The following is a 20,930-nucleotide window of genomic DNA, read 5'->3' as shown; positions in this document are numbered from 1 at the left end:
CCTCTCCCCCCACGACACCGTCCTAGAAGGCGCAATGTCGCCGGATGCCCGAATCGGCACCGGATCCAAAACTCTCGCAGCACTCATGGGATGCGATGTCTGTCAGGACAGATGTGGAAATGTCGGGCGGGGTTCCGCGACGGGCAAGCCGGATACGGCATCTGTCGGGCCGGCTGCGGCCGCTGCTGCTGGGGCCGCGCCCCGAGGCCGTCCCGCTCCTCGTCGGACGGGCCTGCGCCCTGGTCGGACTGCTGGACGTCGCCGCGGGCGTCTTCCCGCGCTTCCGGCACAGCCGGATGCACGCCCTCGCCGAGGTGCTCCCGGGCGCCTTCGGGCCGTTCGCGGCCGCGCTGTCGCTCAGCGCCGGCGTGCTGTTGCTGCTGCTCGCCCACGGACTGCGGCGCGGCAAGCGGCGGGCGTGGCGCGCGGCCGTCGTGCTGCTGCCCGCCGGAGCGGTGGCCCAGTTCGCCTACCGGCACTCCGTCATCGGCGTCCTCATCTCCGTCTGGCTCCTCGTCACCCTGCTGCGCCACCGCGACCAGTTCACGGCCCTGCCCGACCCGCGCAGCCGCTGGCGGGCACTGGCCAACCTCGTCCTCATGGGCGCCGGTTCGCTCGCCCTCGGACTGGTCATCGTCAGCGCCCATCCGGGCACCCTGCTCGGCGACCCGAGCCTGGCCGACCGCATCAGCCACGTCCTGTACGGCATGGCCGGCTTCGAGGGACCGGTCGACTACCACGGCAGCACGTCCTGGACCGTCGCCTTCTCCCTCGGCGCCCTCGGCTGGATCACCGCCGTGAGCACCATCTACCTCGCCTTCCGGCCCGAGCACCCGGCCGCCCGTCTCACCGAGGACGACGAGAGCCGGCTGCGCGCCCTGCTGGCCCGGCACGGCGGCCGCGACTCCCTCGGCCACTTCGCGCTGCGCCGCGACAAGGCCGTCGTGTTCTCCCCCAGCGGCAAGGCCGCGGTGACCTACCGGGTCGTCTCCGGCGTGATGCTCGCCAGCGGCGACCCCATCGGCGACGTCGAGGCGTGGCCCGGCGCCATCGAGCGCTTCATGGACGAGGCCAAGGCCCACTCCTGGACCCCGGCCGTCATGGGCTGCTCCGAGACCGGCGCCGAGGTGTGGACGCGCGAGACCGGGCTCGACGCCCTCGAACTGGGCGACGAGGCGGTGGTGGACGTCCCGGATTTCTCGCTCGCCGGCCGCGCGATGCGCAATGTGCGCCAGATGGTCAAGCGCATCGAGCGCGCCGGTTACGAGACCCGGGTACGCCGCGTCCGTGACCTCGGCGACACCGAGCTGGAGCGGGTGCGCCGCGCCGCCGAGGACTGGCGCGGCACCGACACCGAGCGCGGCTTCTCCATGGCCCTCGGCCGGGTCGGCGACCCCGCCGACGGCGACTGCCTCATCGCCACCGCCCACAAGAGCGACGCCGAACCGGGTCCCTACGGCGACCTCAAGGCCGTCCTGCACTTCGTGCCCTGGGGCACCGACGGCGTCTCCCTGGACCTGATGCGCCGCGACCGCTCCGCCGACCCCGGCATGAACGAACTGCTGATCGTGGCCGCCCTCCAGGCCGCCCCCAGGCTCGGCATCGCGCGCGTGTCGCTGAACTTCGCCATGTTCCGCTCGGCGCTGGCCCGCGGCGAGAAGATCGGCGCGGGCCCCGTCCTGCGCGCCTGGCGCGGTCTGCTGGTCTTCCTCTCCCGCTGGTTCCAGATCGAGTCCCTGTACAAGTTCAACGCGAAGTTCCAGCCCCGCTGGGAGCCCCGTTTCGTCGTCTACCGCGCCTCCGCGGACCTGCCGCGCCTCGGTATCGCGGCCATGCAGGCGGAGGGCTTCGTGAACCTGGCCCTGCCCCTGCCGCGCTTCCTGCGCCGCCGCACCACCGCCCCGCGCCCCTGCCCGCACCGGCTGGCGGAGTCGGACATCCAGGCGGCCTAGGGGGTGTCTGACAATTCCCACCTGCCTCGCGGTGTCTGGCACGCACGCTCGCCGCGTTGGGCCGGCAGCCGCCCACGAACCTGTTCCGGCACCCACCGTGGGCGCCCGGCCCGACCAGCGGAGCGCCTACGCTGAACGTATGAGCAAGCAGAGCGGACGCGGGCGGGTCGCGGGCCTTCCGCAGTGGGACCGGTGCGCGGTCATGGGAGTCGTCAACGTGACCCCCGACTCCTTCTCCGACGGCGGCCGCTGGTTCGACACCACGTCCGCCGTCAAGCACGGCCTCGCGCTGGTCGAGGAGGGCGCCGACCTCGTCGACGTCGGCGGCGAGTCCACCCGCCCCGGCGCCACCCGGGTCGACGAGGACGAGGAGCTGCGCCGCGTCATACCCGTGGTCCGCGGCCTCGCCGCGGAAGGCGTCACGGTCTCCGTCGACACCATGCGCGCCTCCGTCGCCGAGCAGGCCCTCGCCGCCGGCGCCGCCCTGGTCAACGACGTCAGCGGCGGCCAGGCCGACCCCGCGATGATCCCGGTCGTCGCCGATGCCGGCGCCCCCTTCGTCGTCATGCACTGGCGCGGCTTCCTGGAGGGCGGGAACGTCCGGGGCGTGTACGCCGACGTCGTCACCGAGGTCGTCGACGAGATCCGCGCGCGTGTGGACGCCGTCCTGGCCGGCGGCATCGCCCCCGACCGCGTCGTCGTCGACCCCGGCCTCGGCTTCTCCAAGGACGCCGAGCACGACCTCGTCCTGCTCGCCCACCTCGACCGGCTGCACACCCTCGGCCACCCGGTCCTGGTCGCCGCCTCCCGCAAGCGGTTCCTCGGCCGTGTCCTCGCGGGCCCCGAGGGCGAGCCGCCGCCCGCCCGCGAGCGGGACGCCGCCACCGCCGCCGTCTCCGCGTTCGCCGCGCACGCCGGCGCCTGGGCCGTCCGCGTCCACGAGGTGCGCGCCACCGCCGACGCCGTCCGGGTCGTGCACGCCATCGAGGAGGCACGCGGCGGCGCGGCGGGCGGCGAAGGAACCCGGTGAGCGCCCCCCACACCGACGTCGAGCAGGTGGAGGCGGCCAACACCGCCTTCTACGAGGCACTGGAGCGCGGCGACTTCGAGACGCTCTCCTCGCTCTGGCTGACCCCGGCCGACCTCGGCGTCGACGAGAGCTACCACGACCCGGCCGACGCCGGAGTGGTCTCCTGCGTGCACCCCGGCTGGCCCGTGCTCACCGGCCGCGGCGAGGTCCTGCGGTCGTACGCGCTGATCATGGCGAACACCGACTACATCCAATTCTTCCTCACCGACGTGCACACCTCGGTGACCGGCGACACCGCGATCGTCACCTGCACGGAGAACATCCTCAGCGGCGGTCCCGCCCCCGAGGGTCACGACGACGAGCTCGGGCCCCTCGTCGGGCAGCTCGTCGTCGCCACGAACGTGTTCCGGCGCACACCCGACGGCTGGCGGATGTGGTCCCACCACGCCTCCCCGGTCCTCGCCGAGAACGACGCCGAGGACGGCGACGAGACCCCCGGCTGAGTGGGTACGCGGGCCACAGGGACCAAGAGGTGATTGGGATCGGCTGACCGCGGGTAGGGGCGGCTTCCGATCGGGCCGCGCCCCCACGGCCCGGCGCTGTCGGTGCCCGCGGGTAGATTCGGCCGAGGCCGGTGTGCCGCCCGCACAGGGCACCGACCGGCCGTCACCGACGACTGCAGGAGTGATTCGCGTGGATCGTGTCGCGCTGCGCGGCCTGAGGGCCCGCGGGTACCACGGGGTGTTCCCCGAGGAGCGCAGAGAGGGCCAGACCTTCGTCGTGGACCTCGTCCTCGGCCTGGACACCCGGCCCGCCGCCGCCGACGACGACCTGGCGAAGACCGTGCACTACGGCATCGTGGCGGAGGAGGTCGTGGCCGTCGTCCAGGGCGAGCCGGTCAACCTCATCGAGACGCTCGCCGAGCGCGTCGCGCAGGCCTGTCTGAAGCACGAGGGAGTCCAGGAGGTGGAGGTCACCGTCCACAAGCCGGACGCGCCGATCACCGTGCCCTTCGACGACGTGACCGTCACCATCACCCGGAGCCGAGTATGACCGCACCCTTCATCAAGGGCCCCAGCGACCCGACCGTCCAGCCGGTACCCGCCTCCGTCGTCGACAAGGTCGACGCCGCCGACACGACCCTGCACAACCCCAAATGGGCCGTGCTCTCCCTCGGCTCCAACCTGGGCAACCGTCTGGAGACCCTCCAGGGCGCCGTGGACGCCCTCGCGGACACGCCGGGCCTGCGGATCAAGGGCGTCTCCCCCGTGTACGAGACGGAGCCCTGGGGCGTCGACCCGGGCAGCCAGCCGTCGTACTTCAACGCGGTCGTCGTCCTGAAGACCACCCTGCCGCCGTCCTCGCTGCTGGAGCGGGCCCACGCCGTCGAGGAGGCCTTCCACCGGGTCCGCGACGAGCGCTGGGGCGCCCGCACCCTCGACGTCGACATCGTCGCGTACGCCGATGTCGTCTCCGACGACCCGGTGCTCACGCTCCCGCACCCGCGCGCCCACGAGCGCGCCTTCGTCCTCGCGCCCTGGTACGACCTGGACCCCGAAGCGCAGCTGCCCGGCCGGGGCGCGGTCGCCGATCTGCTCGGCACCCTCACCCGTCAGGGCGTCGTCCCCCGCCAGGACCTGGAACTCCGGCTGCCCGAGTAGTCGTTAAGGTCGAGACGGCCCACACTCCGTGGGTGCCGGGGGAGCTGAAGGGACACCGTGAGAGAGCTGCGCATCAGGATGCTGGTCGGCGTGTTCGTGGTCGCCGGGGTCCTGTCCTGGGCGGGCGCCCGCCTGTGGAACGCCATCGGGACCCTGCCCAGCGTCCCCCTGGCCGCCCCCATCGTGCTGGCGATCATCGCCGTGATCCTGCTGTCCACGGCGCTGTCGATCCGCTCCCGCCTCAAGGCGCAGCGCGAGCGCGACCCGGAGGCCAAGGGCGTCGACCCGCTGATGGCGGCCCGGGCGGTCGTCTTCGGACAGGCCAGCGCCCTGGTGGCTGCCCTGGTCGCCGGTATGTACGGCGGCACCGGGGTCGTCCTGCTGGAGTCCCTGGAAATCCCCGCCCGCCGCGACCAGGCCATCTACGCCGGTTTCTCGGTCGTGGCCGCCATCGGTGTCATAGCGGCGGCCCTGTTCCTGGAGCGCGTCTGCAAGCTCCCGGACGACGAGGACGACCACGACGGCACCGGGGCGGCCCCGACCACCTAGGGGCTGTCTCCGCCCCCTGGGCCGGCCCCGCTCAGCGGGCCAGGATCAGGCTCATCGCCTCGGCGCGGGTCGTGGAGTCCCGGAGCTGGCCGCGCACGGCGGACGTCGTGGTCTTGGCGCCGGGCTTGCGGATACCGCGTACCGACATGCACATGTGCTCGGCCTCGACGACGACGATCACACCCCGGGCCTCCAGGATCCGCATCAGGGAGTCCGCGATCTGCGTGGTGAGACGTTCCTGCACCTGCAGCCGGCGGGCGAACACCTCGACCAGCCGCGCGAGCTTCGACAGACCCGTGATCTTGCCGCTCTCGGCCGGGATGTAACCGACGTGCGCCACGCCGTGGAACGGCAGCATGTGGTGCTCGCAGAGGCTGACGATCTCGATGTCCTTCACCAGCACCATCTCGTCGTGCCCGAGATCGAAGGTCGTCGTCAGCACGTCCTCCGGGTCCTGACGCAGCCCCGCCAGAAGCTCCCGGTACGCCCGCGCCACCCGCGCCGGCGTCTCCGCCAGACCCTCACGGTCCGGGTCCTCACCGACCGCGATCAGCAGTTCCCGTACGGCGGCCTCGGCGCGCTTCTCGTCGAACTCGCCGATGCGGCCTTCGCCGTCCAGCGTCACCGGGTCGGTCATCTGGTGCCTCGTTTTCTTCGCGGGTGCGCGTATGTGTCACGCGTCTGGTCACGCGTCTGATCTGCGGTCATACGAAATGCCGTGCCCCCCAGGCTAGAACCAGGGGGGCACGGCATCCATTCCGGGCCCGGTCAGCGACCGGGTGGGGCGTCAGCTCTCGGGACGCTCCTCGGGGGCCGGCTCGGCCGCCGGGGCGGGCTCCGTCACCGTCGACTTGGCGGTGCTGATCGCCGGCGTCGTGCCGTTGGCGCCGTTCGTCAGTGCGAGCTCCTTCGGGGAGAGCACCGGCGGACGGGTGGACGGCGTACGGCGGGAGGAACCGGTCCAGGCGGGCCGCGGCGGGCGCTTGACGATGGGGGCGAAGATCTCGGCGATCTCCTCCTTGCCCAGCGTCTCCTTCTCCAGCAGGGCCAGGACGAGGTTGTCGAGGACGTCGCGGTTCTCCACCAGGATTTCCCAGGCTTCGTTGTGCGCGTTCTCGATCAGCTTCTTGACTTCCTCGTCCACCAGCGCGGCGACCTCTTCCGAGTAGTCGCGCTGGTGAGCCATCTCACGACCGAGGAACGGCTCGGTGTTGTCGCCGCCGAACTTGATGGCGCCGAGACGCTCGGTCATGCCGTACTGCGTGACCATCGCGCGGGCCGTGGCCGTGGCCTTCTCGATGTCGTTCGCGGCACCCGTGGTCGGGTCGTGGAAGACCAGCTCCTCGGCCGCGCGGCCGCCCAGCATGTAGGCCAGCTGGTCCAGCATCTCGTTGCGCGTGGTCGAGTACTTGTCCTCGTCCGGGAGCACCATCGTGTAGCCGAGGGCCCGGCCTCTGGACAGGATCGTGATCTTGTGGACCGGGTCGGAGTTCGGGGAGGCCGCCGCGACCAGGGCGTGTCCGCCCTCGTGGTACGCGGTGATCTTCTTCTCCTTGTCCGACATGATCCGGGTCCGCTTCTGCGGGCCCGCCACGACGCGGTCGATGGCCTCGTCCAGCATGTGGTTGTCGATGAGCTTCTTGTCGGAGCGGGCCGTGAGCAGGGCGGCCTCGTTGAGGACGTTGCTCAGGTCGGCACCGGTGAAGCCCGGCGTACGGCGGGCGACCGCCGACAGGTCGACGTCCGGGGCGACCGGCTTGCCCTTCTGGTGGACCTTGAGGATCTCCAGACGGCCCTGCATGTCCGGGCGGTCGACGGCGATCTGCCGGTCGAAGCGGCCGGGGCGCAGAAGAGCCGGGTCGAGGATGTCGGGCCGGTTCGTGGCGGCGATCAGGATCACACCGCCCTTGACGTCGAAGCCGTCCATCTCGACGAGCAGCTGGTTCAGCGTCTGCTCGCGCTCGTCGTGACCACCGCCGAGGCCGGCGCCGCGATGGCGGCCGACCGCGTCGATTTCGTCGACGAAGACGATCGCCGGGGCGTTCGCCTTGGCCTGCTCGAACAGGTCGCGGACCCGGGAGGCACCGACACCGACGAACATCTCGACGAAGTCGGAACCGGAGATCGAGTAGAAGGGCACGCCCGCCTCACCGGCGACGGCGCGCGCCAGAAGCGTCTTACCGGTGCCGGGAGGGCCGTAGAGCAGGACGCCCTTGGGGATCTTCGCCCCGACGGCCTGGAACTTGGCGGGCTCCTGGAGGAACTCCTTGATCTCCTGGAGCTCCTCGACGGCCTCGTCAGAGCCGGCGACGTCCGAGAACGTCGTCTTCGGGGTGTCCTTGGTGATGAGCTTCGCCTTCGACTTCCCGAAGTTCATGACCCGGGAGCCGCCGCCCTGCATCTGATTCATCAGGAACAGGAAGACGACGACGATGAGGACGAAGGGCAGCAGGGAGAGCAGGATGCCGACGAACGGGTTCTGCTTGGACGGCGAGACCGTGTAGCCGTCGGGGATCTGCTTCTGCTGGTACTTGTTCTGCAGGGTGTTGGCGATGTCCACACCCTGGTCGCCGATGTAGCTGGCCTGGATCTTGGTGGATCCGTCGACCTTCACACCGTCTTTGAGCTGGACCTTGATGTTCTGCTCGTCGCCGGTGGTGATCTTGGCCGACTCGACCTTGTTCTCATTGATCGCCTGGACGACCTGGCCGGTGTCCACCGTCTTGTAGCCGCCGGACGAGCCGACGACCTGCATCAACACGACCACGGCAAGGACGGCCAGCACGATCCACATGACCGGCCCACGGAAGTATCGCTTCACGTCCATCCATACGGAGCGGTGCCGCCCCGTCCCTCCTGCCATAGTGAGTTTGATAAGACAGTTCTTCTGACGGTACCCCAGCTTCGACGCCCGTAGCCGCACGGGACGGCCGTCAAGCCCGTCTGCTTGCTCCAACGGCGCGATGCCCGCCGGGGTTCCCGATCTTCCTACGGAACGGGGTCAGCCGCCGTAGACGTGGGGCGCGAGGGTACCGACGAACGGGAGGTTCCGGTACTTCTCGGCGTAGTCGAGGCCGTAGCCGACGACGAACTCGTTGGGAATGTCGAAGCCGACCCACTCCACGTCGATGGCGACCTTGGCCGCGTCCGGCTTGCGCAGCAGCGTGCACACCTTGAGGCTCTCGGGCTCCCGGGAGCCGAGGTTCGACAGCAGCCACGACAGGGTCAGGCCGGAGTCGATGATGTCCTCGACGATCAGGACGTGCCGGCCCTTGATGTCGGTGTCGAGGTCCTTGAGGATCCGCACGACTCCGGAGGACTGGGTGCCTGCGCCGTACGACGAGACGGCCATCCAGTCCATGGTGACGGGGGTGGACAGCGACCGGGCGAGGTCGGCCATGACCATCACCGCGCCCTTCAGCACGCCGACGATCAGCAGGTCCTTGCCCGCGTACTCAGCGTCGATCTTCGCCGCCAGCTCCGCCAGCTTCGCGTCGATCTCTTCCTTGGTGATGAGCACCTTCTTGAGGTCGGCACCCATGTCTTTCGCGTCCACCCGCATCACTTTCGGTCGGTCGTCCCGCATCAACGGCTCACGGCCCTACGGCTGACGTCCCCCGGGGAGTCCGGGGTCCTCCGGTGAGGAGGCCCGGTATCTCCCTGTGGGGGTCTTTTTCAGCCTTGCCGAATCACCAGTCTGCCACCCTGGCGGCGGGCGACGACTTTGCCGGGGAGGTTGATGGCTCCCTGGCCGCGCCAGCCGGTGATCAGGCGGTCGACCTCCTCGACGTGCCGGGCGAAGAGCGAACCGGCGGGCGCGCCCGCCTCGATGGCGGCCCGGCGCAGGATCCGGCGGCGCACCGCGGGGGGCAGCGTGTAGAGCTTGGCGCAGTCGAGGAGCCCCGCGGCGTCGCGGACGGCGGTCTCGGCCTGGCTCGCCCAGGCGTCGAGGGCGTCGGCGTCGTCGCGGGACAGCTGGGCGGTGCGGGCGAGGGCCTCGACGACCCCCTTCCCGAGCGCCTTCTCCAGGGCGGGCAGGCCCTCCTGGCGCAGCCGGGAGCGGGTGTAGGCGGGGTCGGCGTTGTGGGGGTCGTCCCAGACGGGCAGCGACTGGACCATGCAGGCCTTGCGGGCGGTCTGCCGGTCGAGGCCGAGGAAGGGGCGGCGGTAGCGGCCGTCGGCCCCCGAGACCGCGGCCATCCCGGACAGGGAGCGGATGCCGGAGCCGCGGGCGAGGCCGAGCAGGACGGTCTCGGCCTGGTCGTCGCGGGTGTGGCCGAGCAGGACGGCGGCGGCGCCGTGGCGCTCGGCGGCGTCGTCGAGGGCGGCGTAGCGGGCGTCGCGGGCGGCGGCCTCGGGTCCGCCGGAGCGGCCGACGGTGACGGCGATCGACTCGGCCGGGTCCAGGCCGAGTTCGCGCAGGCGCAGCACGACTTCCTCGGCGCGCAGGTCGGAGCCGGGCTGCAGACCGTGGTCGACGGTGATGCCACCGGCGCGGATGCCGAGTTTGGGGGCCTCGAAGGCGAGGGCGGAGGCGAGGGCCATGGAGTCGGCGCCGCCGGAGCAGGCCACGAGGACGAGCGGGGAGGGGGTGCGCTCGTGCGGGGTGGTTCGCCGGGGTGTGCGCTGGGCCGGGCCGGGGAGGTCGTACGCCGTCTCACGCGCGGTGTCGCAGGCGACGCGCGCGGCGGCGACCGGCGTCACGGCCGGGGCCTGCGGCCGGGGGGAGCGGCTGCCGGGGGCGGGGACGTCGGTGGTTCGGTTGTGTTCGGTGAGGAGGTCGTGGAGTACGCGGCGAACCGCCAGGCGTATCGCCGCGACCGCAGGATGGGGACCCATGTCCGGTTCCCTTCATGAAGTTGTCCGGGGGTGTGGCCGAGCTCGGTCACTCAGAGTGTGTAGATGGTGACAGAAGCGGGCCGTTCCCCGAGCATTGCACGCCTACCCATGGCTCACGGTCCCTCGGACGGGTGATTGGAGGGGCGTTCGTCTGCCGTCGGCCGATTTCGGTTCACGACCGTCGTATGAGATGCGCGGCGGGGCGCGGGCGTCATCAGTCGGCCTTGCGGTGCACGCGGGCGATCCAGTCCGCCGGCGCGGAGATCTCCGCCTTGGTGGGGAGGGTGTTCGGGGATGTCCAGACGCGGTTGAAGCCGTCCATGCCGACCTGGTCGACGACGGCCCGCACGAAGCGCTCGCCGTCGCGGTACTGGCGGAGCTTGGCGTCGAGGCCGAGCAGCTTGCGCAGGGCGGTGTCGAGCCGGGAGGCGCCCTTGGCGCGCCGCTGCTGGAACTTCTCGCGGATCTCGGCGACGGAGGGGACCACGTCGGGGCCGACGCCGTCCATGACGAAGTCGGCGTGGCCCTCCAGGAGGGACATCACGGCGGTGAGACGGCCGAGGATCTCCCGCTGCCCGGGGGTCTGGACGAGTTCGACGAAGGAGCGTCCGCCGTCGTCCTCCTCGGCCTCGGGCCGGCCGCCGGCGAGGGACTGCGCGGCCTCGCGGACGCGCTCCAGGACGGTCATCGGGTCGACGTCGGTCTCTCCGAGGAAAGACTGGATTTCGCCCTCGAGATGGTCCCGCAGCCAGGGCACGGCGCTGAACTGGGTGCGGTGCGTCTCCTCGTGGAGGCACACCCACAGCCGGAAGTCGTGGGGGTGGACGTCCAGTTCGCGTTCGACGTGGACGATGTTGGGGGCGACGAGCAACAACCGGCCGCCGCCGCTCCCGCCGGCGGGCAGATCACGGCTCGCGGGGGCGAACGTCTCGTACTGGCCGAGGACGCGGGAGGCCAGGAACGACAGCAGCATGCCCAGTTCGACACCGGTGACCTTGCCGCCGACGGCGCCGAGGACGGCCTGTCCGGTGCCGCTGCCCCGGCGTTCCTGCATCTTCTCCAGCAGGGGCCGCAGGATCTCCCGGAACCCGGCGACGTTGGCCCGGATCCAGCCGGGCCGGTCGACGACGAGGACAGGGGTGTCGTGGATCTCGTCGGTGCCCATACGGGTGAACCCGCGGACGTGTGACTCCGAGGCCTTGGCGTGCCGGCGCAGTTCCGCGACGACGGCCCTGGCTTCGTCGCGGCTCACCTCGGGGCCCGGCCGTACCAGCCGGGTCGCGGTCGCCACCGCGAGATTCCAGTCGACCATCTGAGAAGAAGCAGCACCACCGATGCTCGTCATGCGTCAACCGTACGTGAGCGTCCCCGGTCGGGGCAGAGCGTGCGAGCCGACGACCCCGAGGGCGGTGGTCACTGGCAGCCGCAGCCGGCGAGGGCTGTTGCCGCCCGGTCGAGGGCGTTCTGGGCCGCGTCCCGGTTGTTGGTGCCCGAGGCGAGGAAGGCGAAGGCGAGCAGGCGTCCGTCCTGGTCGACGACGGTGCCGGCCAGGGCGTTGACCCCGGTGAGAGTACCGGTCTTGGCGCGCACGACGCCCGCGGCGCCGTCGCCGTAGCGGCTGGTGAGGGTGCCGGTGAAGCCCGCGACGGGCAGGCCGGTGAGGGCGGCGCGCAGCTCGGGGTGGTCGGGGTCGGCGGCGCGGGCGAGGAGGGCGGTGAGGAGGTCGGCGGTGAGGGCGTCGCGCCGGTCGAGGCCGCTGCCGTCCTTGAACTCGACGTCGGAGACGGGGAGTCCGAGCTTGTCGAGCTGGGCCTCGATGGCCTTCCCGGCACCGGCGAAGTCGGGCCGCTCGCCGCTCGCGAGGGCGGTCTGGCGGGCCAGGGCCTCGGCGAGGTCGTTGTCGCTGTTGGTCAGCATGCGTTCGACCAGGGCGGTGAGCGGGGGCGAGGTGACCTGGGCGAGGGACTCGGCGCGGTTGGTGGCCTTGGAGGGGCCGGGCGCGCTGGTGCGGACGCCGTGGTCGGCGAGGAAGCCGGCGAAACGTTCCGCGGCGTCCTCGGCCGGGTCGTCGCTGCGGTCGGCGGTGCCGCTGCTGGAGTCGTCCAGGCGGCCCTCGTCGGCCATCAGGGCGGTGACGGGGGCGAGGTTCTGGTTCTTGCCGATGGGGTGCCGTTCGGAGCCGGCGTAGAGCGTCGTGTCGTAGGAGAGCGTGACCTTGCTCAGGCCGCGTTCCTTCAGCGCGTCCGCGGTCTTCGCGGCGAGGTCGCGCAGGCCGGCCCAGCCGCCGGTCTTCTCGCGGGCGGTGAGGGTGGGGTCGCCGCCGCCGACGAGGACCAGTTCCTTGGTGTCGGGTTCCAGGGCGGTGCGGGTGGTGAGGCGGTGGTCGGGGCCCATCGCGGTGAGGGCGGCGACGGCGGTGGCGATCTTGGTGGTGGAGGCGGGGGTGAGGGACTGCGAGGCGCCCTCGCCGTAGAGGCGCCGGCCGGTGGCCACGTCGACGACGGCGGCGCCGGTGCGGCTGCCGAGCTCCGGGGCGTCGAGGAGGGGGCGCAGGACGGTGGCGAGGGCCTTGCCGTCGGGGGCGGACCCGGCGTGGCCCGCGCCGGCGCCCAGGGCGGTGAGTACGGCGCCCGCGCTGGGCGCGGGGCGCGGGCCCCTGTCCCGTGCGCCGGAGGGGCCGGTGTCCCTGCCGTGATCTGTGCCACCCGTGCGCTCCTGGGCGGCCGCCCGGTCCCGCTCGGCCGTACGCTGACCGGTGGAGTCCCAGGGGCCCGCCGCGGTCACCACCGTGGCGGCCAGCGCCAGTCCGGCGGTGGCGGCTCCGGCGGTGTACTGCCAGGTCTTCGGCCTCGCGGCGCGTGCGAGACGGGGCCGCAGGGCGTCGGCGGCCCGCGCCAGTCGCGGTCCCACGGCGCCCGCGAGCCGCGCCACATGCGGTCTCGCGGCCTGCCAAGGCCTCAGCTCGGGCACGATCACCAGCCCCTTTCGCGATCACACACCTGCGTGAGGGACACTTAATCACCAGAACTATGTGTTGATCATGGAGGAGTCACCGGTGGAGTTCGACGTCACGATCGAGATTCCGAAGGGTTCGCGGAACAAGTACGAGGTGGACCACGAGACCGGTCGGATCCGCCTGGACCGTCGACTCTTCACCTCGACCGCCTACCCGACCGACTACGGCTTCGTCGAGAACACCCTCGGCGAGGACGGCGACCCGCTGGACGCGCTGGTCATCCTGGACGAGCCGACCTTCCCGGGCTGCCTCATCAAGTGCCGCGCGATCGGCATGTTCCGGATGACGGACGAGGCCGGCGGCGACGACAAGCTGCTGTGCGTCCCGGCGACCGACCCGCGCGTGGAGCACCTGCGCGACATCCACCACGTGTCGGAGTTCGACCGCCTGGAGATCCAGCACTTCTTCGAGGTCTACAAGGACCTGGAGCCGGGCAAGTCCGTCGAGGGCGCCGACTGGGTCGGCCGTACCGAGGCCGAGGCCGAGATCGAGCGTTCCTACAAGCGCTTCAAGGACCAGGGCGGCCACTGAGCCATCCCCAGCCGTTCCACGGACGGGCCGTACGCCGGGCGTACGGCCCGTCCGTGTATCCCGGGTGTCTGTGCGCATACTGAAGAACGGCGGAAGGTGTCGTTCCAAGGAGAGCTGCGTACGTGACGGACGCGGAGGACCGCAAGCCGCAGTCGGACGAGGCGAGGATGGCGTTCACGCCGCCCGCCGGGGTGGAGGTGGGGGACAGCGAGTCGGAGACCACGTCGGAGTTCGCGCTCCCCAAGGGTCTCGACGTCCCTCAGCAGCCGCCCGCTGACCGGGAGGGCTCGGCGTTCAGCACGCCGAGAGGCTACGCCGCCGAGGACACCCTGCCCGGCTTCACACCGCCGGACGGCATCCCGAAGATCAGTCTGACCAAGGACGTGCCCTGGCAGGACCGGATGCGCACGATGCTGCGCATGCCGGTGGCCGAGCGCCCGGCGCCGGAGCGGCCGCACAAGGCCGAGGAGGAGGGCCCGGCCGTCCCGCGCGTGCTCGACCTGACCCTGCGTATCGGCGAGCTGCTGCTGGCGGGCGGTGAGGGCGCCGAGGACGTGGAGGCCGCGATGTTCGCGGTCTGCCGGTCCTACGGCCTGGACCGCTGCGAGCCGAGCGTCACCTTCACCCTGCTGTCGATCTCGTACCAGCCGTCGCTGGTGGACGACCCGGTGTCGGCGGCGCGCACGGTGCGCCGGCGCGGCACCGACTACACGCGGCTGGCGGCCGTGTACCAGCTGGTCGACGACCTCAGCGACGCCGAGACCCACATCTCCCTGGAGGAGGCCTACCGGCGGCTCGCGGAGATCCGGCGCAATCGGCACCCGTACCCGACCTGGGTCCTGACGGCGGCCAGCGGGCTGCTCGCGGGCGCGGCGTCCGTGCTGGTGGGCGGCGGGCTGCTGGTGTTCGTCGCGGCGGCCGTCGGCGCGATGCTCGGCGACCGGCTGGCGTGGCTGGCGGCGGGGCGGGGGCTGCCGGAGTTCTACCAGTTCACGGTCGCGGCGATGCCGCCGGCCGCGGTCGGGATCGCGCTGACGCTGTCGCACGCCGACGTGAAGGCGTCCGCGGTGATCACCGGTGGGCTGTTCGCGCTGCTGCCCGGGCGGGCGCTGGTGGCGGGCGTGCAGGACGGGCTGACCGGCTTCTACATCACGGCGGCGGCGCGGCTGCTGGAGGTCATGTATTTCTTCGTCGGCATCGTGACCGGCGTGCTGGTGGTCCTGTACTTCGGGGTGAACCTGGGCGCCAAGCTCAACCCGGACGCGGCGCTGCACATCTCCGAGCGGCCGTACTGGCAGATCGCCGCGTCGATGCTGCTGTCGCTGACCTTCGCGGTGCTGCTCCAGCAGGAACGATCCACCGTGCTCGCGGTGACCCTCAACGGGGGTGTCGCCTGGGTGGTGTACGGGGCGATGCGCTACGCGGGCGAGCTGTCACCGGTCGCCTCGACGGCGGTCGCGGCCGGTCTGGTCGGGCTGTTCGGGCAGCTGATGGCCCGCTACCGCTTCGCGTCCGCGCTGCCGTACACGACGGCCGCGATCGGTCCGCTGCTGCCCGGTTCCGCCACGTACTTCGGGCTGCTGTCGATCGCCCAGAACGAGGTGGACGCGGGGCTGGTCTCGCTGGCCACGGCCGCGTCCCTGGCGATGGCCATCGCCATCGGGGTGAACCTGGGGTCCGAGATCTCCCGGCTCTTCCTGCGGATCGGTTCCCCGGAGAAGCGCCGGTCGGCCAAGCGGACGCGAGGCTTCTGAAACGACGACGGACGCCCCCCGAGGAGGGCGTCCGTCGTTAGCGACCGGTTCAGTACCGCTGGTCCGGCGGGTACTGCCCGCCCTGCTGGCCGTAGCCCTGCGGGTGCGGGTACTGCTGGGCGTACGGCTGCTGGGGCTGCTGCCCGTAGTGCTGCTGGTCGTACCCCTGTTGGTCGTAACCCTGCTGGTCGTGGCCCTGCTGCTGCCCGTAGCCGTACGGGTCCTGACCGCCCTGCGCGGGGCCGCCCTGCCCGTCGTGGCCGCCGTACTGCTGCTGGGGGTCGTGGGACGGGATGCGGCGCAGCCGCGTCGTCGCGTCGTCCATCTGGTACTGCTGCGGGTGCTGTCCGTCCTCGTGGGCCGGGGCCTTGGCGGCGGCGCGCTTCTTCTTGCCGCGCTCCCGCAGGTACTCGATGATGATCGGCACCACGGAGACGAAGACGATCAGGACGAGGATCGCCTCGACGTTGCTCTTGATGAACGGGATCTGGCCGAGCCAGTAGCCCGCGAGGGTGACACCGGTGCCCCAGGCGACACCGCCGATGATGTTGTACGTGAGGAACGTGCGGTACTTCATCCGGCCGGCGCCCGCCACGATGGGGGCGAAGGTCCGCACGATCGGCACGAAGCGCGCGAGCACGATGGCCTTGGGGCCGTACTTCTCCATGAACTCGTGCGCCTTCTCCAGGTTCTCCTGTTTGAAGACCTTGGAGTTGGGGCGGCTGAAGAGCCTCGGGCCGAAGAACTTGCCGATCATGTAGCCGACCTGGTCGCCGATGACGGCGGCCAGCACGATGAGCGTGCAGACCAGCCACAGGGGCTGGGTGATGTAGTTCCCCTCGGCGACGAACAGACCGGCCGTGAACAGCAGGGAGTCCCCGGGCAGGAACGCGAAGAGGCCGGACTCCGCGAAGACGATCAGCAGGATGCCGGGGAGGCTGAACGTCTCGATGAGGTAGTCCGGGCTGAGCCACTCGGGGCCGAGCGCAAGCGTGGTCACGGGATTGTGGCTCCTGCGGGGATGAGGGGTGGACGGTTGGTCACGAGCGAGTCAAAAATATCAACGCGCAACCGGTGTCCCAGGTTCCATGGACCCGTTCAGGATGCACTGTGCGACCCCGGCGACAAAGCTGTGGGGCATGGGCATCGATGAGTACGGCGGCGGGCAGGGCCCGCGCCCCGACGTTCTTGTAGTGACCACCAACGACGTCCCCGGGCACCGTGTGACGGAGGTCGTCGGGGAGGTCTTCGGGCTGACCGTGCGCTCCCGGCATGTCGGCAGCCAGATCGGCGCCGGGCTGAAGTCGCTGGTCGGCGGCGAGCTCAAGGGCCTCACCAAGACCTTGGTGGAGACCCGCAACCAGGCGATGGAACGCCTCGTGGAGCAGGCACGCGCGCGGGGTGCCAACGGTGTGCTGGCGTTCCGCTTCGATGTGACGGAGGCGGCCGACGTGGGCACCGAGGTGTGCGCCTACGGGACCGCGGTGGTCCTGGCCCGGGAGTAGCCGGGCCAGGACCCCTCACGCGTCGTGCCGGTCCGCGTTGGCCATGATCGCGTCGTGCAGGTGCTGGGCGAAGCCGGCCCGCATGGTGTCGTAGAACGCGGTGAAGCGTTCGTCGGTGACGTACATCTCGGCGAGGCAGCGGTGCATCGGGTAGCCGCACTCGTAGTACCAGGCGCCGATGTGCCGGCGGTGCTCCTCGGCCAGGTCCATGGCGGCCTGCCCGTCGGCGGGCTCGCCGGCCTCCAGCAGGGCGACATAGCGCTCGGCCCACTCGGCGGCCTCCGCCTGGATCCGCTGCCAGTCCTCCTTGGTGTAGGCCGCGGCGCGGCGCTGTGACTCGGCGTAGGCCTCGGTGTCGCCCCAGCGCTGTTCGGCCTCCTCGGCGTACTGCTCCGGGTCGTTCTCGCCGAAGACCTCGAAGCGCTCCTGTGGCGTGAGGTTGATTCCCATCGTGCGTGCCTCCATGGCGTGCTCCACGGCCGCCGCCATCTTCTGCAGCTTCTCGATCCGGGCGGTCAGCAGCTCGTGCTGTCTGCGCAGGTGTTCGCGCGGGTCCGCGTCCGGGTCGTCGAGCAGGGCGGCGACCTCGTCGAGGGGGAAGCCGAGCTCCCGGTAGAACAGGATCTGCTGCAGCCGGTCGAGGTCGGCGTCGCTGTAGCGCCGGTGGCCCGCGTGGCTGCGCTCGCTGGGCACGAGCAGACCGATGTCGTCGTAGTGGTGCAGGGTGCGCACCGTCACACCGGCGAATCCGGCGACCTGTCCCACGGAGTAGCCCACTTCCGCTCCCTTCTCGGTACGTGCTCCACGGTGCGCCCTCACGCCGCGTGAGGTGCAAGTCCCGGGGCCCGGACCTACCGTCGGAGGTATGGCACTGCATCGCGGGAACAGCGAAGCACCGGATGAACGCGACGGTGGGCGCAGGCTGGCCGTCAACCCCATCTACGGGGAGGCGAACCCGGCCGCGGGCATGACCGAGGCCCCGCCCACGCACCGGCTCCCGGACTCCCCCATGTCGCCGTCGACGGCGTACCAGCTCGTGCACGACGAGCTGATGCTGGACGGCAACTCCCGGCTGAACCTCGCCACCTTCGTCACCACCTGGATGGAGCCCGAGGCGTCGCTCCTGATGGCGGAGTGCCGGGACAAGAACATGATCGACAAGGACGAGTATCCGCGCACCGCCGAGCTGGAGCGGCGCTGTGTGGCGATGCTCGCCGATCTGTGGAACGCGCCCGATCCGTCGGCGGCCGTGGGCTGTTCGACGACCGGTTCCAGTGAGGCGTGCATGCTCGCGGGCCTGGCGCTGAAGCGGCGCTGGACGGCCCGCAACGCCGACCGGTACCCGTCCCCCGAGGCCCGCCCCAACCTGGTCATGGGTGTCAACGTCCAGGTCTGCTGGGAGAAGTTCTGCACCTTCTGGGAGGTGGAGGCCCGGCTGGTCCCGATGGAGGGCGAGCGCTTCCACCTCGATCCACAGGCGGCGGCCGAGCTGTGCGACGAGAACACCATCGGGGTGGTCGGCATCCTCGGCTCCACCTTCGACGGGTCCTACGAGCCGATCGCGGACCTGTGCGCCGCGCTGGACGCCCTCCAGGAGCGCACGGGCCTGGACATCCCGGTGCATGTGGACGGCGCGTCCGGCGCCATGGTGGCGCCCTTCCTCGACGAGGACCTGGTGTGGGACTTCCGGCTGCCGAGGGTGGCCTCGATCAACACCTCGGGGCACAAGTACGGCCTGGTGTACCCGGGCGTCGGCTGGGCGCTGTGGCGGGACAAGGAGGCGCTGCCGGAGGAGCTGGTGTTCCGGGTGAACTACCTGGGCGGCGACATGCCGACGTTCGCGCTGAACTTCTCGCGGCCGGGCGCCCAGGTGGTGGCGCAGTACTACTCGTTCCTGCGGCTGGGCCGGGACGGCTACCGGGCGGTGCAGCAGGCGGCGCGGGACGTGGCCGGGCGGGTCGCCGGAGCCGTGGAGAAGCTGGGCGACTTCCGGCTGCTGACCCGGGGCGACCAGCTGCCGGTGTTCGCGTTCACGACGGCGTCGGACGTCACCCGGTTCGACGTGTTCGACGTCTCGCGGCGGCTGCGGGAGGCGGGCTGGCTGGTGCCGGCGTACACGTTCCCGCCGAACCGGGAGGACCTGTCGGTGCTGCGGGTGGTGTGCCGCAACGGCTTCTCGGAGGACCTCGCGGACCTGTTCGTGGACGATCTGCGCCGCTCGCTGGCGGACCTGCGCCGGCAGCCGCACCCCCTGACACACGACAAGGGCGCGGCCACCGGCTTCCATCACTAGCGTTCGCGGGTCAGCGGCTCAGCCGGGCGAAGCGGCGCACCGCGAGCGGGAAGAACACGGCGAGCAGCCCGAGCGGCCAGGCGACGGCCGCGAGGACGTGGTCCGTGCCGGTGCCGGCGAAGAGGTCCCGGACGGCGGTCGCCGTATGGGACAGCGGGTTCCACTCGACGGCCGTGGCGAGCCAGCCGGGCATGGAGCCGGGTTCCGCGATGGCGTTGGACAGGAACCCGACCGGCCAGACCAGGATCTGCACCGCCTGCACCATCTCTGGTTTCCCGGCGACGAGGGCGAGATGGATGCCGATCCACAGCATGGCGAACCGGAACAGCAGCAGCAGTCCGACGGCGCCGAGGAAGCCCGCCGGGCCGCCGTCCGGGCGCCAGCCGAGGGCGAGGCCGACGGTGGTGAGGACGAGCACGCCGAGCGTCGACTGGATCATGTCGGCGGCCGAACGGCCCACCATCACGGCCCCGTTGGTCATCGGCAGGGAGCGGAAGCGGTCGATGACGCCCTTGTCGAGGTCCCGGGTGACCGCGATCATCGTGCCCTCCAGCCCGAAGGCCATGGTGAGCGCCAGCATCCCGGGCATCAGATAGTCGAGGTAGGAGCCGTCGACGCCCCGGCCGCCGCCCATGAGGTAGCCGAACATCAGCAGCAGCATCACGGGGAACAGCAGGCCGACCGCGACCGGCACGGGCTGCCGCGCCCAGTGGGCGAGTTCCCTGCGGGTCATGGTCCAGGAGTCGGTCACGGCGTGGGCGGGGGTGCTCATACGGTCTCCTTCACTCGCTCGGGGCCGCCGGTCAGGTGCAGGAACACCTCGTCGAGCGTGGGCCGGCGCAGCACGATGTCCTCGGCCTCGATCCCGGCCTCCGCCAGGGCCCGTACGACCCCGGCGAGGGCGGCCATCCGGTCGGTGACCGGGGCGCTGAGCAGCCGCCGGTCGGCGTCGACGCTCACCTCGTCCGCCCGCAGGGGCAGCAGGGCGACGGCGGCGCCGAGGGACCCGGCGTCGCGCAGGACGACGTCGATGCGGTCGCCGCCGGTGAGCGCCTTGAGGTGGTCGGCGGTGCCCTCGGCGGCGACCCGGCCGCCGTCGACCACCGCGATGCGGTCGGCGAGCTGGTCGGCCTCCTCCAGGTACTGGGTGGTGAGCAGGACCGTGGTGCCGCCGCCGACCAGGGAGCGGACCGACGACCAGACCTCGGCGCGGCCGCGCGGATCGAGCCCGGTGGTGGGCTCGTCCAGGAACAGCACGTCCGGTTCGGTGATCAGGGACGCGGCCAGGTCGAGGCGGCGCCGCATCCCGCCGCTGTACTGGCGGACCGGCTTGCGGCCGGTGTCGGCGAGGCCGAAGCGCTCCAGCAGTTCGCCGGCGCGCAGACGGGCGGGGCGGGCGCCGAGGTGGTGGAGCCGGCCGAACATCTCGAGGTTCTGATGGCCGGACAGCTCCTCGTCGACGGCGGCGTGCTGGCCGAGCAGCCCGATGCTCCGCCGTACCCGGTAGGCCTCGCGCACGACGTCGTGCCCGGCCACCTCGACCCGGCCGGCGTCCGGCCGCAGCAGGGTGGACAGGATGCGGACCAGGGTGGTCTTGCCGGCCCCGTTGGGGCCGAGCACGGCGTGCACGGTGCCGCGGGCGACCGTGAGGTCGAGCCCGTCCAGTGCGGTCCTGCCGGATGTGCCGCCGTACCTCTTGCGCACCTCTTCGACGGTGATCGCCGCTTCGGTCACAGGGACTCCCTCGCTAGTCAAACTTGACTACCCGAACGAAGCTAATGCCCGAGAGGGAGTTAGTCA

At 71.4% G+C, this 20,930-nt stretch carries 20 protein-coding genes; 10 read left to right on the top strand and 10 right to left on the bottom strand.

Translation table 11 applies throughout. The annotated features are described in order from the left end of the window. The first annotated feature begins 119 nt into the window (after positions 1-119). From KBY32_RS28685 to KBY32_RS28660, 6 genes are all read left to right on the top strand, one after another. Entirely contained in the window at positions 120-1,952 is a 1,833-nt protein-coding gene (locus KBY32_RS28685) for a phosphatidylglycerol lysyltransferase domain-containing protein (RefSeq protein ID WP_115509333.1), read from the top strand. 139 nt (positions 1,953-2,091) lie between these two features. After that, on the top strand, positions 2,092-2,982 hold the full coding sequence (gene folP, locus KBY32_RS28680) for a dihydropteroate synthase (RefSeq protein ID WP_210982140.1): 891 nt from the start codon (positions 2,092-2,094) through the stop codon (positions 2,980-2,982). After that, on the top strand, positions 2,979-3,485 hold the full coding sequence (locus KBY32_RS28675) for a nuclear transport factor 2 family protein (protein ID WP_055624707.1): 507 nt from the start codon (positions 2,979-2,981) through the stop codon (positions 3,483-3,485). The genes folP and KBY32_RS28675 overlap by 4 nt, the downstream gene beginning before the upstream one ends. A 190-nt stretch (positions 3,486-3,675) precedes the next feature. After that, the gene (folB, locus tag KBY32_RS28670; RefSeq protein WP_055624708.1) at positions 3,676-4,035 is read left to right on the top strand and encodes a dihydroneopterin aldolase; all 360 of its coding nucleotides are present in this window, start codon (positions 3,676-3,678) and stop codon (positions 4,033-4,035) included. Beyond that, complete coding sequence (gene folK / locus KBY32_RS28665; RefSeq protein WP_055624709.1) at positions 4,032-4,643, top strand: 2-amino-4-hydroxy-6-hydroxymethyldihydropteridine diphosphokinase; 612 nt, start codon at positions 4,032-4,034, stop codon at positions 4,641-4,643. Before folB ends, folK begins: the two co-directional genes overlap by 4 nt. A 57-nt stretch (positions 4,644-4,700) precedes the next feature. Next, positions 4,701-5,192 carry a DUF3180 domain-containing protein gene (locus KBY32_RS28660; protein WP_210982139.1) on the top strand — a complete coding sequence of 164 codons (492 nt, stop codon included), beginning with the start codon at positions 4,701-4,703 and terminating at the stop codon, positions 5,190-5,192. Positions 5,193-5,223: 31 nt separating this feature from the next. Here KBY32_RS28660 and folE read toward each other — a convergent pair whose 3' ends face one another. The 6 genes from folE to dacB form a co-directional block, all read right to left on the bottom strand. Beyond that, positions 5,224-5,829: a GTP cyclohydrolase I FolE gene (gene folE / locus KBY32_RS28655; RefSeq protein WP_210982138.1), complete on the bottom strand. Its 606-nt coding sequence runs from the start codon at positions 5,827-5,829 to the stop codon at positions 5,224-5,226. 150 nt (positions 5,830-5,979) lie between these two features. Next, positions 5,980-8,019 carry an ATP-dependent zinc metalloprotease FtsH gene (ftsH, locus tag KBY32_RS28650; RefSeq protein ID WP_055624712.1) on the bottom strand — a complete coding sequence of 680 codons (2,040 nt, stop codon included), beginning with the start codon at positions 8,017-8,019 and terminating at the stop codon, positions 5,980-5,982. 174 nt (positions 8,020-8,193) lie between these two features. Further along, the gene (hpt, locus tag KBY32_RS28645) at positions 8,194-8,754 is read right to left on the bottom strand and encodes a hypoxanthine phosphoribosyltransferase (RefSeq protein WP_055624713.1); all 561 of its coding nucleotides are present in this window, start codon (positions 8,752-8,754) and stop codon (positions 8,194-8,196) included. Positions 8,755-8,867: 113 nt separating this feature from the next. Further along, on the bottom strand, positions 8,868-10,031 hold the full coding sequence (gene tilS / locus KBY32_RS28640; protein ID WP_115504618.1) for a tRNA lysidine(34) synthetase TilS: 1,164 nt from the start codon (positions 10,029-10,031) through the stop codon (positions 8,868-8,870). A gap of 214 nt (positions 10,032-10,245) precedes the next feature. Next, positions 10,246-11,376 (bottom strand): zinc-dependent metalloprotease, encoded by a 1,131-nt coding sequence (locus KBY32_RS28635; RefSeq protein ID WP_055624715.1) that lies wholly within the window; start codon positions 11,374-11,376, stop codon positions 10,246-10,248. A 68-nt stretch (positions 11,377-11,444) separates the two neighbouring features. Next, on the bottom strand, positions 11,445-13,007 hold the full coding sequence (gene dacB, locus KBY32_RS28630) for a D-alanyl-D-alanine carboxypeptidase/D-alanyl-D-alanine-endopeptidase (RefSeq protein ID WP_210982137.1): 1,563 nt from the start codon (positions 13,005-13,007) through the stop codon (positions 11,445-11,447). 79 nt (positions 13,008-13,086) lie between these two features. Between dacB and KBY32_RS28625 the strand changes: the two genes are divergently transcribed. Together KBY32_RS28625 and KBY32_RS28620 are read left to right on the top strand one after the other, a co-directional pair. Continuing rightward, entirely contained in the window at positions 13,087-13,578 is a 492-nt protein-coding gene (locus KBY32_RS28625) for an inorganic diphosphatase (RefSeq protein WP_031487466.1), read from the top strand. Positions 13,579-13,700: 122 nt separating this feature from the next. Continuing rightward, complete coding sequence (locus KBY32_RS28620; RefSeq protein WP_055624717.1) at positions 13,701-15,332, top strand: threonine/serine exporter ThrE family protein; 1,632 nt, start codon at positions 13,701-13,703, stop codon at positions 15,330-15,332. A gap of 49 nt (positions 15,333-15,381) precedes the next feature. Here KBY32_RS28620 and KBY32_RS28615 read toward each other — a convergent pair whose 3' ends face one another. Further along, on the bottom strand, positions 15,382-16,332 hold the full coding sequence (locus tag KBY32_RS28615) for a DedA family protein (protein ID WP_210982136.1): 951 nt from the start codon (positions 16,330-16,332) through the stop codon (positions 15,382-15,384). A 139-nt stretch (positions 16,333-16,471) separates the two neighbouring features. On the opposite strand from KBY32_RS28615, the gene KBY32_RS28610 reads away from it, so the two are divergent. After that, on the top strand, positions 16,472-16,837 hold the full coding sequence (locus KBY32_RS28610) for a YbjQ family protein (RefSeq protein ID WP_055624719.1): 366 nt from the start codon (positions 16,472-16,474) through the stop codon (positions 16,835-16,837). A gap of 15 nt (positions 16,838-16,852) precedes the next feature. Here KBY32_RS28610 and KBY32_RS28605 read toward each other — a convergent pair whose 3' ends face one another. Next, positions 16,853-17,614: a MerR family transcriptional regulator gene (locus tag KBY32_RS28605; protein ID WP_210982135.1), complete on the bottom strand. Its 762-nt coding sequence runs from the start codon at positions 17,612-17,614 to the stop codon at positions 16,853-16,855. Between the two features lie 88 nt (positions 17,615-17,702). Between KBY32_RS28605 and KBY32_RS28600 the strand changes: the two genes are divergently transcribed. Continuing rightward, positions 17,703-19,130, top strand: coding sequence for a glutamate decarboxylase (locus KBY32_RS28600; RefSeq protein ID WP_055624721.1), 1,428 nt, complete (start codon positions 17,703-17,705; stop codon positions 19,128-19,130). A 10-nt stretch (positions 19,131-19,140) separates the two neighbouring features. Here KBY32_RS28600 and KBY32_RS28595 read toward each other — a convergent pair whose 3' ends face one another. Then, positions 19,141-19,902 carry an ABC transporter permease gene (locus KBY32_RS28595; protein WP_210982134.1) on the bottom strand — a complete coding sequence of 254 codons (762 nt, stop codon included), beginning with the start codon at positions 19,900-19,902 and terminating at the stop codon, positions 19,141-19,143. After that, entirely contained in the window at positions 19,899-20,864 is a 966-nt protein-coding gene (locus tag KBY32_RS28590) for an ATP-binding cassette domain-containing protein (protein WP_210982133.1), read from the bottom strand. Before KBY32_RS28590 ends, KBY32_RS28595 begins: the two co-directional genes overlap by 4 nt. Between the last annotated feature and the right edge of the window lie 66 nt (positions 20,865-20,930).

It is taken from the genome of Streptomyces sp. RK62, from assembly GCF_018070255.1.
In the GTDB taxonomy this organism is placed as follows: Bacteria; Actinomycetota; Actinomycetes; order Streptomycetales; family Streptomycetaceae; genus Streptomyces; species Streptomyces nigra.
This window is presented reverse-complemented; position numbering and strand designations above follow the sequence as displayed.

Bases quoted from the DNA above. Each gene is read 5' to 3' on its own strand.
- KBY32_RS28685 (WP_115509333.1), top strand. From the start codon at position 120: ATGTCGGGCGGGGTTCCGCGACGGGCAAGCCGGATACGGCATCTGTCG.
- folP (WP_210982140.1), top strand. From the start codon at position 2,092: ATGAGCAAGCAGAGCGGACGCGGGCGGGTCGCGGGCCTTCCGCAGTGG.
- folK (WP_055624709.1), top strand. From the start codon at position 4,032: ATGACCGCACCCTTCATCAAGGGCCCCAGCGACCCGACCGTCCAGCCG.
- folE (WP_210982138.1), bottom strand. From the start codon at position 5,829: ATGACCGACCCGGTGACGCTGGACGGCGAAGGCCGCATCGGCGAGTTC.
- ftsH (WP_055624712.1), bottom strand. From the start codon at position 8,019: ATGGACGTGAAGCGATACTTCCGTGGGCCGGTCATGTGGATCGTGCTG.
- hpt (WP_055624713.1), bottom strand. From the start codon at position 8,754: ATGCGGGTGGACGCGAAAGACATGGGTGCCGACCTCAAGAAGGTGCTC.
- tilS (WP_115504618.1), bottom strand. From the start codon at position 10,031: ATGGGTCCCCATCCTGCGGTCGCGGCGATACGCCTGGCGGTTCGCCGC.
- KBY32_RS28635 (WP_055624715.1), bottom strand. From the start codon at position 11,376: ATGACGAGCATCGGTGGTGCTGCTTCTTCTCAGATGGTCGACTGGAAT.
- KBY32_RS28610 (WP_055624719.1), top strand. From the start codon at position 16,472: ATGGGCATCGATGAGTACGGCGGCGGGCAGGGCCCGCGCCCCGACGTT.
- KBY32_RS28600 (WP_055624721.1), top strand. From the start codon at position 17,703: ATGGCACTGCATCGCGGGAACAGCGAAGCACCGGATGAACGCGACGGT.
- KBY32_RS28595 (WP_210982134.1), bottom strand. From the start codon at position 19,902: ATGAGCACCCCCGCCCACGCCGTGACCGACTCCTGGACCATGACCCGC.